15 protein-coding genes are annotated in these 15,067 nt (G+C 69.3%); 10 read left to right on the top strand and 5 right to left on the bottom strand.

Going from position 1 to position 15,067, the window contains the following annotated elements:
* Positions 1-103: 103 nt before the first annotated feature.
* Both C7416_RS00590 and C7416_RS00585 read left to right on the top strand, forming a co-directional pair.
* Positions 104-1,570: an amidase gene (locus tag C7416_RS00590; RefSeq protein WP_111516635.1), complete on the top strand. Its 1,467-nt coding sequence runs from the start codon at positions 104-106 to the stop codon at positions 1,568-1,570.
* A 60-nt stretch (positions 1,571-1,630) separates the two neighbouring features.
* A complete protein-coding gene (locus C7416_RS00585) occupies positions 1,631-2,617 on the top strand; it encodes a Bug family tripartite tricarboxylate transporter substrate binding protein (protein ID WP_111516634.1) in 987 nt (328 codons plus the stop codon).
* A gap of 16 nt (positions 2,618-2,633) precedes the next feature.
* Here the strand turns inward: C7416_RS00585 and C7416_RS00580 are convergent, their stop codons facing one another.
* Complete coding sequence (locus tag C7416_RS00580; RefSeq protein WP_111516633.1) at positions 2,634-3,422, bottom strand: NAD(P)H-dependent oxidoreductase; 789 nt, start codon at positions 3,420-3,422, stop codon at positions 2,634-2,636.
* 87 nt (positions 3,423-3,509) lie between these two features.
* Here C7416_RS00580 and C7416_RS00575 point away from each other — a divergent pair, with 87 nt between their 5' ends.
* Together C7416_RS00575 and C7416_RS00570 are read left to right on the top strand one after the other, a co-directional pair.
* Positions 3,510-4,415: a LysR family transcriptional regulator gene (locus C7416_RS00575; protein WP_111516632.1), complete on the top strand. Its 906-nt coding sequence runs from the start codon at positions 3,510-3,512 to the stop codon at positions 4,413-4,415.
* 101 nt (positions 4,416-4,516) lie between these two features.
* The gene (locus C7416_RS00570; RefSeq protein WP_111516631.1) at positions 4,517-4,903 is read left to right on the top strand and encodes a nuclear transport factor 2 family protein; all 387 of its coding nucleotides are present in this window, start codon (positions 4,517-4,519) and stop codon (positions 4,901-4,903) included.
* A 30-nt stretch (positions 4,904-4,933) separates the two neighbouring features.
* On the opposite strand, the gene C7416_RS00565 is transcribed toward C7416_RS00570, so the two are convergent.
* Entirely contained in the window at positions 4,934-5,386 is a 453-nt protein-coding gene (locus tag C7416_RS00565; RefSeq protein ID WP_111517442.1) for a RidA family protein, read from the bottom strand.
* Positions 5,387-5,564: 178 nt separating this feature from the next.
* On the opposite strand from C7416_RS00565, the gene soxR reads away from it, so the two are divergent.
* Entirely contained in the window at positions 5,565-6,047 is a 483-nt protein-coding gene (gene soxR / locus C7416_RS00560; RefSeq protein WP_111517441.1) for a redox-sensitive transcriptional activator SoxR, read from the top strand.
* A 26-nt stretch (positions 6,048-6,073) separates the two neighbouring features.
* Here the strand turns inward: soxR and C7416_RS00555 are convergent, their stop codons facing one another.
* A complete protein-coding gene (locus tag C7416_RS00555) occupies positions 6,074-6,454 on the bottom strand; it encodes a c-type cytochrome (RefSeq protein WP_111516630.1) in 381 nt (126 codons plus the stop codon).
* Positions 6,455-6,628: 174 nt separating this feature from the next.
* On the opposite strand from C7416_RS00555, the gene C7416_RS00550 reads away from it, so the two are divergent.
* Positions 6,629-7,048 carry a hypothetical protein gene (locus tag C7416_RS00550; RefSeq protein WP_240988224.1) on the top strand — a complete coding sequence of 140 codons (420 nt, stop codon included), beginning with the start codon at positions 6,629-6,631 and terminating at the stop codon, positions 7,046-7,048.
* A 140-nt stretch (positions 7,049-7,188) separates the two neighbouring features.
* A complete protein-coding gene (locus C7416_RS00545; protein WP_111516628.1) occupies positions 7,189-7,845 on the top strand; it encodes a DsbA family oxidoreductase in 657 nt (218 codons plus the stop codon).
* Positions 7,846-7,923: 78 nt separating this feature from the next.
* On the opposite strand, the gene C7416_RS00540 is transcribed toward C7416_RS00545, so the two are convergent.
* Both C7416_RS00540 and ytfE read right to left on the bottom strand, forming a co-directional pair.
* A complete protein-coding gene (locus tag C7416_RS00540; protein ID WP_111516627.1) occupies positions 7,924-10,212 on the bottom strand; it encodes a nitric-oxide reductase large subunit in 2,289 nt (762 codons plus the stop codon).
* 34 nt (positions 10,213-10,246) lie between these two features.
* On the bottom strand, positions 10,247-10,975 hold the full coding sequence (gene ytfE, locus C7416_RS00535) for an iron-sulfur cluster repair protein YtfE (RefSeq protein WP_111516626.1): 729 nt from the start codon (positions 10,973-10,975) through the stop codon (positions 10,247-10,249).
* A 169-nt stretch (positions 10,976-11,144) separates the two neighbouring features.
* On the opposite strand from ytfE, the gene norR reads away from it, so the two are divergent.
* The 3 genes from norR to C7416_RS00520 all read left to right on the top strand — a co-directional run bounded on the left by norR (position 11,145) and on the right by C7416_RS00520 (position 15,064).
* Positions 11,145-12,692 (top strand): nitric oxide reductase transcriptional regulator NorR, encoded by a 1,548-nt coding sequence (gene norR, locus C7416_RS00530; protein ID WP_111516625.1) that lies wholly within the window; start codon positions 11,145-11,147, stop codon positions 12,690-12,692.
* 156 nt (positions 12,693-12,848) lie between these two features.
* Complete coding sequence (locus C7416_RS00525; protein WP_111516624.1) at positions 12,849-13,277, top strand: polyhydroxyalkanoate granule-associated phasin; 429 nt, start codon at positions 12,849-12,851, stop codon at positions 13,275-13,277.
* 200 nt (positions 13,278-13,477) lie between these two features.
* The gene (locus tag C7416_RS00520; protein WP_111516623.1) at positions 13,478-15,064 is read left to right on the top strand and encodes a histidine kinase N-terminal 7TM domain-containing protein; all 1,587 of its coding nucleotides are present in this window, start codon (positions 13,478-13,480) and stop codon (positions 15,062-15,064) included.
* Positions 15,065-15,067: the final 3 nt, after the last annotated feature.

Below are 15,067 nucleotides of genomic sequence, written 5' to 3'. Positions count from 1 at the left end.
GTCGGTTTGCGTTTTACGCAAGGATATTTGAAAAAATCGTCGATTGCGGGAAAGCACGGGTCGCTCGTATGCTTTCCCCACACATCACCGGAGACCTCGCGCCATGGCGACTGCCCAGACTCCCGCTACCTCGACCAACCCGATCACCGAGCTCGATGCCGTTGCGCTGTCGCGCGCCATCCATGCGCGCGACGTCTCCTGCGTGGAAGTGCTCGATGCCTTCCTCGACCAGGTCGACCGCCACAACCCCCGCGTCAACGCCATCGTCGCCGCGGTGGACCGCGACACGCTGCGCGAGCAGGCGCGCGGACTCGACCACGAACTGGCGCGCGGCGCCAGCCGCGGTCCGCTGCACGGGTTCCCGCAGGCGCCCAAGGACATCAGCCCGGCCGCGGGCATGGTCACCACCAAGGGCTCGCCGATCTTCGCCGGCCAGGTCAGCGACGCCGATGCCGTGATCTTCGAGCGCATGCGCGCCAGCGGCGCGGTCTTTGTCGGGCGCACCAACTCGCCAGAGTTCGGCCTCGGCGGCCATACCTACAACCCGGTCTACGGCACCACCCGCAACGCCTTCGACCCCACCCGCTCCGCCGGCGGCAGCAGCGGCGGCGCCGCGGTGGCGGTGGCGCTGCACATGCTGCCGGTGGCCGACGGCTCGGACATGATGGGCTCGCTGCGCACGCCTGCGGCGTTCAACCATGTCTATGGGCTGCGCACCTCGGTCGGCTGCGTGCCGCACGGCCCGGGCGACGAAGTGTTCTTCCAGCAGTTCAGCGTGGCCGGGCCGATGGCGCGCAACGTGCCGGACCTGGCGCTGCTGCTGTCGGTGCAGGCCGGCTTCGATGCACGGCTGCCGCTGACGCGCCGCACAGAGGCGCCCGGCACCTTTGCGCTGCCGCCCGAACGCGACTGGACCGGCGTGCGCATCGGCTGGCTCGGCGACCTGGGCGGGCACCTGCCCACCGAGGCGGGCCTGCTCGACACCTGCGTGCAGGCGCTGGAGCACTTGCGGACGCTAGGCTGCACCATCGACGCGGCGCTGCCGGACTTCGACCTGGAACGGCTGTGGCGCGCCTGGATCGACCTGCGCAGCTTCTCGGTAGCTGGTGCCAATGCGGCCCTGTACCGCGACCCCGCCAAGCGCGCGCAACTCAAGCCCGAGGCGGTCTGGGAAATCGAACGCGGCCTGGCGCTGCCGGGCACGCGCGTGTACGAGGCCATGGCCGAACGCAGCGCGTGGTACCAGGCGCTGCGCGCGCTGTTCGAACGCTTCGATTACCTGGTGCTGCCGGCCGCACAGGTGTTCCCGTTCGATGCCGGCTGGGACTGGCCGCATGCCATCGACGGCCGCGACATGGACACCTACCACCGCTGGATGCAGGCGGTGGTGCCGGCCACCATGGCCGGGCTGCCGGCGCTGGCCGCGCCCGCCGGCTTCGGCCCGCAAGGCCTGCCCGCCGGTATCCAGATCATCGGCCCGGCGCAGGCCGACGCCGCGGTGCTGCAGCTGGGCCATGCCTACGACCAGGCCGGCGGCTTTTCGCGCGTGCGCAGCCCCTGGCTGGGCTGAGCCCCGCCGCCCGTCGATTCCGCTTGCCCCCATTCTCATAACTGCCGCTGGAGTGCCACGATGACTGCAATGCCCCCGAAGCTGTTTCTCGCCTGCGCCACCGCCGTGGCCGCGGCGCTGTCCGCCGCGCCCGCCGCGCAGGCGCAAACGTGGCCGGAGCGTCCGCTGCGGCTGGTGGTGCCGTTCGCCGCCGGCGGCGCCACTGACGTGCTGGGCCGCCTGCTGGCAGTCGGCCTCGGCGAAAAGCTCGGCCAGTCGGTGGTGGTCGAGAACAAGCCCGGCGCCAGCACCGTGATCGGCGCCACCCAGGTGGCCAAGGCCGCGCCCGACGGCTACACGCTGTTGCTGGCAGCCAGCACCACGCTGACGCTGAACCCCGCGATCCGCCAGCAACTGGGCTATGACCCGATCAAGAGCTTCACCCCGCTCGGCCTGATCGCCGACATGAGCCTGGTGCTGGTGGCCAACCCCGATACACAGATCGCCACGCTCAAGGACCTGGTGACGCAGGCCAAGGCAAACCCGGACAAGTTCTCCTATGGCTCGTTCGGCACCGGCTCGTCGGTGCATTTCGGCGCGGAGATGCTCAAGGCCGCCACCGGCATCCGCATGGTGCACGTGCCGTTCAACGGCAGCGCCCCCAGCCTGACCGCGCTCGCGGGCGGGCAGGTGCCGGTGGCCGTCGATACCGTGGTGGCAACCCTGCCGCTGATCAAGGGCGGCAAGATCCGGCCGGTGGCGGTGCTGTCGCCGCAGCGCCTGCCGGCCTTGCCGCAGGTGCCGACCGTCGCCGAAAGCGGCTACCCCGGCTTCCAGATGGGCACCTGGTTCGCGCTGCTGGCACCCGCCGGCCTGCCCGCGCCGGTGCAGCAGAAGCTGGAAAAGGCGCTGGCCGACGTCGCCAACGCGCCCGCCACCAAGGCGCGCATGGTCGAGCTGGCGTTGACGCCGGCTTATGGCAATGGGGCGGCGGTGAAGGCGCGGGTGGAGAAGGAACTGCCGGAGATGCGGGCGGTGGCGGCGCGCGCGGATATCCGCGCCGAGTAGCGAGGGCAGCGCGCACTCAGCGCCGCTCGCCATCCACATGCGCCGCGAAGCCCACGGCTTGCGGCGCCACTTCCTCGCGTAGCGTGAGTTGCGGGATCAGGTAGTCTCCGCCGTTCTGCCGCCGGAACGGAATCGGTGCGGTCGTCCCCAGCGCATCCAGACGCTCGCCCAGCTCCTCGCGGATTTGCGCAAAGCGCGCCTCATCAACCTTGCTGGTCCGATACACCAGATACGGCGGCAGCACGTCAAACCCGGGGTAATGCAGGATGCCGTGGTGGATCGGGAACAGGATGTCGTCGATCGGGCCGTTGATGCCGCGCGCGCTGTAGTGCGATTCCCAGCCGCCAGTCGTGACGATCAGCATGGCGCGCTTGCCCGCGAGCGTGCCTTCGCCATAGCGGTCGCCCCAACGCTGGTCCGAGTGCTCGCCGACGCCGTAGGCAAAGCCATAGGCATAGACGCGCTCGACCCAGCCCTTCAGGATGGCGGGCATCGAGAACCACCACAGCGGGAACTGCAGGATCACGGTGTCGGCCCAGCGCAGCTTGTCCTGCTCGCGCGCGATGTCGTCGCTCTGCAGTCCGTTGTCGAAGGCGTGCTTCGAATCCAGCGACGGGTGGAACGGCGCGTCGGTGTTGGGAAACTTCGAATCCGCGGCGTCCAGCTGCGGCTTCCACTGCATCGCATACAGATCCGAGACCTGGACTTCGTGGCCGGCGTCGCGCAATCGCTGCACGGCAAAGTCGCGGATGGCGCCGTTGAGCGAGCGCGGTTCGGGGTGGGCATAGACCAGCAGTACTTTCATTTCGGTGGCTTCACAAGTGTTGGTGAAGCCAGCATAGGCCGCGGTCCGGTATATTAGAAATGAATATCCGATATTTCAGGTATTGTCATGACTAATTCCGCGGCCAGCCTCAGGCGGCTCGACCTGAACCTGCTGCTGACGCTCGACGTGCTGCTGTCCGAGCACAACGTGACCCGCGCGGCCGAGCGGCTGCATCTGTCGCAGCCCTCTGTCAGCGTCCACCTGGCCCGGCTGCGCGACCACTTCGGCGATCCGCTGCTGCTGCCGGGCGCGCGCGGCATGCGCCCCACCGCCAGGGCGGAAGCGCTGCGCGAGCCGTTGCGCCAAGCGCTGGCGGCACTGGCGCAGGCGGTTTCCGCCGACACACCGTTCGACCCCGCCACGTCGACCCATACCTGGCGCGTGGCGGCGACCGACTATGGCGAATCGACCATCGTGCTGCCCGCGCTGCAGGGGCTGCGCAAGTCCGCGCCCGGCGCGCGGCTGGCCGTGGTCGAGATGGTGCCGACGCGCATCGCCCGGCAGGCCGAACGCGCCGAGCTGGACCTGGCCTTCCACACCACCGACGGCTCGCCGCCGGCGCTGCACCGGCGCGCGCTGTTCACCGAGCGCTATGTGCTGGCGGGCCGCGCCGGCCATCCGCGGCTGAAGCGGCGGCCCACGCTGGCGCAGTTCTGCGCGTTGGAGCACGTGATGGTGTCTCCGGACGGCGGCGGCTTCCTCGGCGTCACCGACGAGGCACTGGCCCGCGCCGGGATGCAGCGGCGCGTGGTGCTGTCGGTGCCGCACTTCCTGTTTGTCACGGCGGCGCTGGCCAGCACCGACCTGGTGGCAATGCTGCCCGAGCGGCTGGTGCGCGGCGCCCCGGCACTGCGCGCGGTGGCGCCCCCGGTGGAAGTGCCGGGCTACGAAATGTCGATGCTGTGGCCCGAGCGCGTGCACCGCGATCCGGCGCACCGCTGGCTGCGTGAACACATCGCCACATCGGTTTAAGCCCTGCCGTCATCACGCTTTGCATACAAAACTGGAATACAATCAGCGCTTTCAACGTTGCGGCATGGTCATGCCCCTGCCGCCCAGTTTTGGAGGAGATCATGACGTTTTCGGAAACCGGCCTGACGTCCCGCCACGTGGCCGCGCTCGCGCCGATCGAGGACTACCTGCAGGGCCATATCACCGGCAAGGCCGAATTCATGTACAAGGCCTTCGCGGCGGACGCGCGCATCGTCTCGTTCCGCGACGGCAAGCTGCACTCGCTGACGGTCGAGGAATTCGCCACGGCGCGCTGCCCCGGCCATCCGGCCGCGGACGAGGCGCAACGCAAGCGCTTCATCACGCAGTTCGACGTGGTCGGCAACGCCGGCGCGGCCAAGGTGGTGCTGGAATACCCGGGCGTGACCTTCACCGACTACATGACGCTGCTCGAGATCGACGGCGTCTGGAAGATCGTCAACAAGACCTTCAGCGCCGCGGCGCGCTGAGTCCGGCCTTCATCCCAGGCATGCCGCGGCTCAGGCCGGCAACACCGCTGTCGCTTCGATTTCGAACAGCATGTTGTCCAGCGCCAGCCGCGGCACCGGGATCAGCGTGCACGCCGGCGTCGGCCGGTCGCCCCACATCTCGCGCAGCGCCGCGCCGAAGGTGCGCAGGCGGTCGTGCGAATGGTCCACCACCAGCACCGTAAGCTTGGCCACGTCGCCGACGTCGGCACCGGCCGCCTGCAGCGCAATGCGCAGGTTCTGCATGGCACGCGCCACCTGGCGCGGAAAATCGAGCGGCAGGCAGCCCGCCGCATCTTCGCCGCCCTGCCCCGAGACATAGACGATGCGGACCGGGCCTTCGACCAGGGCCACGTGCGAATAGCCGTTGGGCCGCGGGTCATACAGGCCGTCGGGATTAAGCAGGCTCAGCGAGTCATTGGGACGGGCGAAGGGCACGGTCGGCGTGACCGGCAACGCGGGCATGGCGGGCGAGCGTAGGGACGAGGGCGAGAACGGAAACATGGTCATCGGCTTGTGGAAGGCATCTCGGACAGAGGAGCCGCCAGTATCAAACCTCAAGTTAGGTTAAGGTCAAGCGCGGCCATGGTGTTAGCATGGGCATTCCTGCGTTCCAACGTTGCAGCACTGCCTGCCCTTCGCCATGGCTTCCAAGCAACCGCCCGTCACGCCGCGCCGGCGCCGCGCCGCGCCCGCGGAAGAACTGCTCTCCGTCGGTGAAGTCGCGGCGCGCACCGGCATTGCCGTGTCCGCCCTGCATTTCTATGAAGCCCGCGGCCTGATCGCCAGCACCCGCAGCGGCGGCAACCAGCGCCGCTATGCACGCGCCGTGCTGCGGCGCCTGGCGGTGATCCGCGTGGCCCAGCGCATGGGTCTGCCGCTGGCGGTGATCGCCGACGCCATGCAAAAGCTGCCCGATGGCCGCGCGCCCACCGTGGCGGACTGGCGCAAGCTGTCCGCCAGCTGGCGCGACGATCTAAACGAACGGATCCGCACGCTGACGCAATTGCGCGACCAGCTCGACGGGTGCATCGGCTGCGGCTGCCTGTCGCTGAAGGCGTGTCCGTTACGCAATCCGCAGGACGCGCTGGCGGGAGAAGGGCCGGGACCGCATTTTGCGGAGTGAGTCCGCGCGGCCGAACCGTTGCACCGTTACTTGAAGGTCTCCAGGTACGCCAGCAGGTCGGTGATCTGCTGATCGTCGCCCAGTCCCCAGAAGCGCATCTTCGTGCCCGGCACCACCTTGCCGGGCGAACGGACGAAGGCGCGCAGCGTGTCGTGCGACCACACTACCTTCGATGCGCGCATCGCGTCCGAATACTGGAAATCCGTGGTGCTGCCGGCGGTGCGGCCGTAGATGCCGTTCAGTTGCGGACCAAAGCCCGCGCGCGCGTTGCGCCCGACGTGGTGGCACGAGGCACAGCGCGTCGCAAACAACGCCTTGCCGGCCTGGAGATCAGCGGCGGCGGTTGCGGCGGTGGGAATGGCGGTGGAAGCGATCAGTGCCAGCAGGGTGGCAACGGTACGGCGCATGTGCAGCTTGGATGGAAAATACCTGGGGAAGGGTTGGCATGATACATCCCGCGCCGGCACGCGGCGGCCTGACCGGGGGTTACACCGCGTCACACTTGCAACACTTCGCGCGCCCCATATTACAGCCCGCCCCCCTACAGTGAGCCCATGTCCAACGCCCCTTGGGAGGCAGCCATGAAACGAATCATCGCAATGGCGGTAGCAGGTGGTGCAATGCTGGTGGCCAGCGCTGGTGCTTACGCCGGTGTGAATATCGATATCGGCATCGGCGTGCCTGGCGTGGTGGTGGCGCAGCCGGCGCCGGTCTACCATCCGGCCCCGGTCTATGCGCCAGCGCCGGTGTATGCACCCGCCCCCGTGGCCTACGCACCGCGCCCGGTCGTGGTGGCGCCGCGGCCGGTGGTGGTGGCACCGGTGCCGGTGCGCTACGACAATGACCGCGGCTATCGTCGCGCCTACTATCGCGGGTATTACCGCGAAGGCTACCGCGACGGCTACCACGACCACCGCCGCGAACGGCGCGGGCGCGAGTGGGCGCACCGCCATGGCGACCACGACGACCACGGCCGCGGCCACGGGCGCCGCTGGGACTGAGCCCCGCCACGGCACGGCGGGCCGGGCGGCCACCGGCCGCAGCGTCCGCCTGCAAGGATTCGCCAGTCACGCTACCCTGTCGGCAATTTCCAATCCGGGCCGGGGCCATGGCCTCGCCCCGTCTCTGCCCAGGAGCAGCCATGCCACAACCCCTGAAGATCGACTTCGTCTCCGACATTGCCTGCCCCTGGTGCGCCATCGGCCTGTCTTCACTGCAGCTGGCGCTGGAGCGCGTGGGAGATGCGGTCGACGCCGAGATCGTGGTGCATCCGTTCGAGCTGAATCCCGGCATGCGACCGGAAGGCGAGGCCATTGTCGACTATCTCGGCCGCAAGTACGGCCGCACGCCGGCGCAGATCGCCGAAACCCAGGCGATGATCCGCGAACGCGGCGCCGCCGTGGGCTTTGCCTTTGGCCCGCGCACCCATGTCTACAACACCTTCGATGCCCACCGCCTGCTGCACTGGGCCAGGCTGGAAGGCAGGCAGCTGCCGCTGAAGCAGGCGCTGCTGCGCGCCTACCATGCGGACGGCAAGGACCCCAGCAACCATGATGTGCTGGTCGACGCGGCCCAGTCCGTCGGCCTCGACGCCGCCGCGGCACGCAAGGTGCTGGCGGGCGACGACTATGCCGACGCGGTACGCGCGGAAATCGGCGAATACCAGCGCATGGGCATCCAGTCGGTGCCTTCGATCATCTTCAACGACCGCTACCTCGTCACCGGCGGCCAGCCGGTGGAGGCCTTCGAGCAGGCCATCCGCGAGATCGCTGCCGAAGCACAGCAGGGACAAGGCTAGCCTGCTGCCTTGCCCGCCAATGCAAGTGGCCCGCCCGGTAACCCGGGCGGGCCACTGTGCTTTCGGCGCTCTAATCGTTCAGCGCGCCGCGGGCTTCATCCCGACGGTGACGGCATCGGCCGCGCGCGGCGTGCGCGTGGCCAGACCCAGCACCACCTGCCACGCGAACGACACCGCGCCGGCGATAAACACCACGTCGCCGAAGGTGCGCACCCAGCGCAGCGTCTGCAGGATGGGCTGCTGCATGAAGGCCTCGCTGCGCGCGTACCAGGTGCCATGCTCGACGCTGGCCAGGAACTGGATGATGCCGATCGGCAGCAGGCTGGTGCCGATCATCAGCACCAGGCCGATATTCAGGCCCCAGAACGCGGTCTTCATCAGCGCCGGGCTGAGACGGTAGGCCGGACGCACGTAGCGCAGCACCAGCAGCGTGAAGCCCAGCGCCAGGAAGCCGTACACGCCAAACAGCGCGGCATGGGCATGGACCGGCGTGGTGTTCTGGCCCTGGATGTAGTACAGCGCGATCGGCGGGTTGATCATGAAGCCGAACACGCCCGCGCCCAGCATGTTCCAGAATGCCACCGCGACAAAGCACATCAGCGGCCACTTCAGGTCGGCCATCCACGGCGCGCGCCGCTTCAGGCTCCAGTTCTCCCAGGCTTCATGGCCCAGCACGATCAGCGGCACCACTTCCAGCGCGCTGAAGGCGGCGCCCACCGCCATCACCGGCGTGGTGGTGCCGGCAAAGTACAGGTGGTGGAAGGTGCCGGGAATCCCGCCCAGCATGAACAGCGACGCCGATGCCAGGCTGGCCGCCGTGGCCATCGGGCGCGACACCAGGCCCAGCGTGGAGAAGATAAAGGCCAGCGCCGTGGTGGCGAAGACCTCGAAGAAGCCCTCCACCCACAGGTGCACCACCCACCAGCGCCAGTACTCCATCACCGTCAGGCTGGTGCGCTCGCCGTAGGCCAGGCCGGCGCCATAGAACAGGCCGATCGCCACCACCGACGAGGTCAGCAGCGCCAGCAGGTTGCGGTCGGTGCCGCGCGCGCGCAGCGCCGGCAGGATGCCGCGCATCATCAGCACCAGCCAGATCACGATGCCGGCGAACTTGCCGATCTGCCACAGCCGGCCCAGGTCGACATACTCGTAGCCCTGGTGACCCAGCCAGAAGTTCAGGTGCGGCGGCAGCTTCTGCGCGATCGCCAGGTAGTTGCCGGCGAACGAGCCCACCACCACGACCACCAGCGCCCAGAACAGGACATCGACGCCCAGCCGCTGGAACTTCGGATCCTTGCCGCCGTTGATCAGCGGCGCCAGGAACAGCCCCGCGGCGAGGAAGCCGGTGGCGATCCAGAACAGCGCGCTCTGGATATGCCAGGTGCGCACCAGCGCGTAAGGGAACCACTGCGACACGTCGATGCCGTAGAACTTCTGGCCTTCGACGGTGTAGTGCGCGGTGAAGCCGCCCAGGAACACCTGGAACACGAACAGCGCCACCACCAGGAACAGGTACTTGCCCAGCGCGCGTTGCGACGGCGTCAGCGCCACCGACAGCAGCGGGTCGCGCGCCGGCGCCTGCGGCGGCGTCTCTTCCTTGCCGCGCAGGAAGGCCCACGCCCACACCAGGAAGCCGACGCCGGCCAGCAGCACCACCACGCTGATCACCGACCACACCACGTTTTCGCTGGTGGGCTGGTTGCCGATCAGCGGCTCGTGCGGCCAGTTGTTGGTGTAGGTGGCTTCATGGCCCGGTCGCGCGGTCGATGCGGCCCACGCGGTCCAGAAGAAGAAGTGCGTCAGCTGCTGGCGGCGCTCGGCGCTCGGCAGCGTGTTCTCCTTCATCGCATAGTGCTCGCGCGTGGTGTGCAGCGCCGGCGCATCGGAGAAGAGCTGGTCGTAGTAGGCGGCGGTGTCGGCAATGGCCTGCGCGCGGCGCTTCGACACGGTCAGCACGTTGCTGTCCGGATCGGTTGCATTGCCGCGGTACTCGGTGCGCAATTGCTCGCGCAGCGCGGCCTGCGCCGGTGCGTCGAGCTGCGCGAAAGCTCGGCCGTGCCCATCTTGCGCGGCCAGCTCGATCCATGCGGTCAGTTCGCGGTGCAGCCAGTCGGCGGTCCAGTCCGGCGCCTGGTAGGCGCCATGGCCCCAGATCGAGCCGAGCTGCATGCCGCCGACGGACTGCCATGCAGTCTGGCCGTCGAGGATATCGTCGCCGCTGAACAGCGTGCGGCCCTCGGCCGTGACCACCTTGGCCGGGATGGGCGGGGCCTGCCGGTACACCTCGACGCCGTAGTAGCCGAGCAGGGAGAACGTGACCGCCAGCACGGCGATCAGCAGGAACCAGAGTTTGCGGTAGGGACCCATGATGCGAAGTCGTTGAGGGTGGTGTCGGGCGGGCTCAGGCGTGCGCCGAGCAGCCGCAGCCGTTGGCCTGCGCCGGCGCGGTCGCGGCAGCGGTGGTTGCCGCGCCTTCGAACAGCACGTTGTTTTCCAGGTGGATGTGTTCCATCAGGTCTTCGCGCAGCGTGCGCAGGCCCAGGTAGAGCGCACGCCAGGTATTGCAGGCCGCGCGCGGCAGCGTGATGTCGTTGGTCAGCTCGGCCAGCCGCTGCAGGGCGACGCCGTGGTCGTCATGCTCGGCGCGCATCACCGCGATCGGGCGGCTCGCGGCGGCATGCAGGCCGCGCAGCAGCATCGGGAACAGCACCTGCTCTTCCTTCTGCATGTGCGATTCCAGCTCGCCCAGCATCTCGCTCAGGTGGTCGGCCAGGCCCAGCGGGCACTCCTGCCGCTCGCCGTGGACCTGCTCGACCCGCCGCGCCAGGCGGATCAGTTCGGGCAACTGATCGCGATGGCGGGCATGGAAGCGCGTGAGGATATGGTCGATCAGCGCCGGCGGTGCGGCCGTGTTCCAGTCCTGCGCCGACGGATCGGCCTCGTCCTGCAGCGCGCGCAGCTGTGCGGCGATGGCGGCCACGGCGGCGGCATCGAGCCCCTTCTGCTGCGCGGCGTCGCGCAGCGTCTGCTTGCCGCCGCAGCAGAAGTCCAGTCCGTGGTCGTGGAAGATGCGGGTGGCACCGGGAATCTGGCGGGCCAGCTGGCCCAGCGAATGGTCTTGCAACGTCATGGCGGTTTCTCCGTGTGGAAGTGATGACCGCCAGACATACGCGAGCAACGTGCCAGAAAAAAGCCGATTTGAATCAAGGTCTTGGAATAGCAAGGGTACTAACTACCCTATACTTGTCGCGGTACTAATTACCCGGTACGGTGTTTTTCACCTTGCCCCCCCGCCCGCCATGTACTCCGAACTGCTGTCCGACCTCGTCATCGACTTGCCGCACGCCGTACGCCTGCAGCGGCTGGTCAGCGCGTTGCGCACGCATTTCCGCTGCGGCGCGGTGGCGCTGCTGCGGCTGGAGGAAGACCACCTGCGCCCGGTAGCGGTCGACGGCCTGGTGCGCGACGCGCTGGGCCGGCGCTTCGCGGTGGGCCTGCATCCGCGCCTGGCAGCGATCCTGGCGCGCCGCGGCGTGACCTGCTTCCATCACGACAGCATGCTGCCCGACCCGTACGATGGCCTGATCGACGAGCATGTGGGCGAGCCGCTGCCGGTGCATGACTGCATGGGCACCCGGCTGGAAGTGGACGGTCAGCCGTGGGGCGTGCTGACGCTGGATGCGTTGACGGTCGGCACCTTCGACGGCGCGGCTCAGGCCGAATTGCAGCGGCTGACGGTGATCGTCGAGGCCGCCGTGCGCACCACCCGGCTCGAGGGCGAGATCCGCGCGCTGCAGCTCGCGCGCGGCACGCCGGAGTCCGAGGAAGGCGCGGCCCCGCACGACATCGGCGCCGAGATCATCGGCCAGAGCGAGGCCATCGCCAACCTGCTGCATGAACTGGAAGTGGTGGCCGACACCGACCTGCCGGTGCTGCTGCTGGGCGAGACCGGCGTGGGCAAGGAGCTGTTCGCGCATCGCCTGCACCGCCAGTCGCGCCGGCGCGCGCAGCCGCTGGTGCATGTCAACTGCGCCGCGTTGCCGGAATCGCTGGCCGAGAGCGAGCTGTTCGGCCATGCGCGCGGCGCCTTCTCCGGCGCCACCGGCGAGCGCCCGGGGCGCTTCGAGGCCGCCGATGGCGGCACCCTGTTTCTCGACGAGGTGGGCGAGCTGCCGCTGGCGATCCAGGCCAAGCTGCTGCGCACGCTGCAGAACGGCGAGATCCAGCGGCTGGGCTCGGACCGCCCGCGCCGCGTCAACGTGCGCGTGATCGCCGCGACCAACCGCAACCTGCGCGAGCATGTGCGCGACGGCTCGTTCCGCGCCGACCTGTACCACCGCCTGTCGGTGTACCCGATCCCGATTCCGCCGCTGCGCGAGCGCGGCAACGATGTGCTGCTGCTGGCGGGGCGCTTCCTCGAGCTGAATCGTGCCCGCCTGGGCCTGCGCAGCCTGCGGCTGTCGGGCGGCGCACAGGACGCGCTGCGCCATTACCGCTGGCCGGGCAACGTGCGCGAGCTGGAACACGTGATCAGCCGCGCCGCGCTGCGCGCGGTCAGCCGCGGCGCGGGCCGCAATGACATCGTGACGCTGGAGCCGGAACTGCTCGACCTCGACGGCCTGGAGCTGCCGCCGGCCACGCAGAGCGGCACCGGCGCGACCATCCCGCCCACCGCGTCGGCGCCGGCCCCGGGCATCGCGCTGCGCGACGCCGTCGAGCAAACCCAGCGCGCCTGCATCGCACAGGCCCTGCGCGACCACGGCGGCAACTGGGCGCAGGCGGCGCGCCGGCTCGGCATCGACGCCAGCAACCTGCACAAGCTGGCCAGGCGGCTGGGATGCAAGTGAACCCGACCCGGCTCCGGGGCCGCGGCGGCATGGCAAGTCGCGCCATTACCGCATAAGCTGATCCGGATGCCCAAGCAGGGCGCCATCGTCGTGTGCAGCAACTGCCTCCCACGGTCGCCCACTGCGCGCACGGCCCACCACTGGAGAATCCCCGTGATGATGACCGCAACGCAAATCTTCTGGCCGCCGGTGTTCTGGCCCTTCCCCACCGTGTATGCCGGCGCACCGCAGCTGGACGCCATGCAGGCCGACCTGGCCGGGATCTGGCACCGCATGGCCGAACTCAACCTGGACTTCACCCGCAGCCTGTTCGAGAACATCCAGTTCGACGCCATGGGCACGATGATGGAGCCCGACCCCGAATCCCGCTACGCGCGCGAGATTGCCAGCGAGCTGCCGCTGCTCGGCGGTTCGCTGCATTACGCCTCGGCCATGCTGGAGCTGTATGCCCGTGCCCAGCAGAAGTGGATCGACGGCTGGGGCCACCTGCTGACGCGCGGCATGGGGTTCGAGTGGCCGGGCCTGCGGCAGGACGTTGTCGACATCCCGTTCTGGCTGGTGCGGGAAACCCCGAAGCAGGCCTGAGCGGGTCCTGATCCTGCCACGGCGGGCTTGACCGGGCGGCGGCCTCGCGGCCGCTGTTGCATCGGCGCACCCCGCTGCCAAGCCAGCGATGCCGCCCGGTATCATGCTGGCTGACGAGATCGCGGAGCGCACGCAACCGGCGTGCGCCTGGCCGGGCGGCGGCACCAATGCCCGGGTCTCGAAGACGCGCGCCGCCTTCAATGCCCTCATATTCGCTGGTTCTACTGCTTACCGTCGCCGTGGTTGCCTGCATCGGCATGGCCATCGCCACCTGGCCACGGCGCGACGATCCAACCGTGCAGGCCTTCCTGGTGCTGGCCGCCGGCGCGGCCACCTGGAGCGGCGGCCGCCTGCTCGAGATCAGCTCGACCGACCTCGAGGGGCGCATCCTGTGGGCCAAGATCCAGTACCTCGGCATCGTCGCGGTGCCGATCGGCTGGCTGGTGGCGATGGTGCACCTGAGCCGCCCGCGCTACGTGGTGCCCTGGTCGCGGCTGTGGCTGCCGGTGCTGGCGGCGGTGGTCACGGTGGTGATGGTCTTTACCAACGAACGTCACGGCCTGGTGTGGCCGCGCATCACGCTGCTGCCGGCCGGCGTGCTGCCAGGCGCGGTGTTCGACCATGGCATCGGCTATGCCGTGGTGGCGGCGTGGTCCTACCTGCTGCTGGCGCTGAGCCTGTATTTCCTGGTCACGGCCAAGGTACCCAACGGCGCCTTGTCGCGCCGCGGGCGCGCCATCCTGGGCGGGGGCCTGGCCCTGCCGCTGGTAGCCAATGTCGCCTATCTCAACCGCTGGACCGGGCCGCTGGGCGGCGACCTGACGCCGGCGACGTTTTCGCTGATGGCGGCGCTGGTGTGGTTCTGCGGGCTGCGCACGCACCTGGACGATATCGGCCACTACGCACGGCTGCGCGTGTTCGATGCACTCGGCGAAGGCTGCGTCATTGTTGACGGCCACGGCACCATCGTCGAATTCAATCCCGCCGCGGCGCAGCTGTGGCCGGCGCTGCGCCGCGGCGATCCGCTGCCGGCCGGCTGGGACACCGCACTGCGGCCATCTCCTGCAAACGCTGAGGCCCACGCCGCAGACAGCGTTGCCGTGCCCTTCGTGCCGCCGGGCGCGCCGTTCGAGCTGACCGGCGAACGCGTCGCGCGCCTGGACGGCAGGCAGATGGGCAGCCTGCTGTTCCTGCGCGACATCAGCCGCTTCCAGTCGCGCGAGCTGGCGCTGAGCGCGCGGCTGGGCCAGACCGAAGAGCAGCTGTGGCAGGTGCAGGCGGACCTGGACATCGACGCCCTGACCGGCATCCGCAACCGCCGCTACTTCCAGCGCGAGTCGATTGCCGCCGTGACGCGCGCGTGCGAGCGCGGCCAGCCGCTGGGGCTGCTGATCCTGGACGTGGACCAGTTCAAGCAATACAACGACCTGCATGGCCACATGGCCGGCGACGATTGCCTGCGGCAGATTGCCGGCGCCCTCAGCGGTGTACTGCACGGCGAGCAGTTCTGCGCGCGCCTGGGCGGCGAGGAGTTCGCCGCGGTGCTGCCCGGCGCGAGCCGTGACGAGACCCGCGAGCTCGGGCGCCGCATGGTGGCCGCGGTGCGCGAGCTGGGCATCGCGCACCAGGGCACGCCGGTGCAGCCAGTGGTGACCATCAGCGTTGGCGCGGTCTGGGCCGTGCCCGAAGCGCCGCGGCTGGAGCCGCTGCTGCACCGCGCCGACAGCGCGATGTACCGCGCCAAGCGCGCCGGGCGCAACCGCTTCATGCTGGACGGCGACGCCTGAGCC

Source organism: Cupriavidus phytorum (assembly GCF_003254285.1).
Classification (GTDB): Bacteria; Pseudomonadota; Gammaproteobacteria; order Burkholderiales; family Burkholderiaceae; genus Cupriavidus; species Cupriavidus phytorum.
Note: the sequence above shows the minus strand (reverse complement) of the source record. Positions and strands in the feature narration are given on the sequence as shown.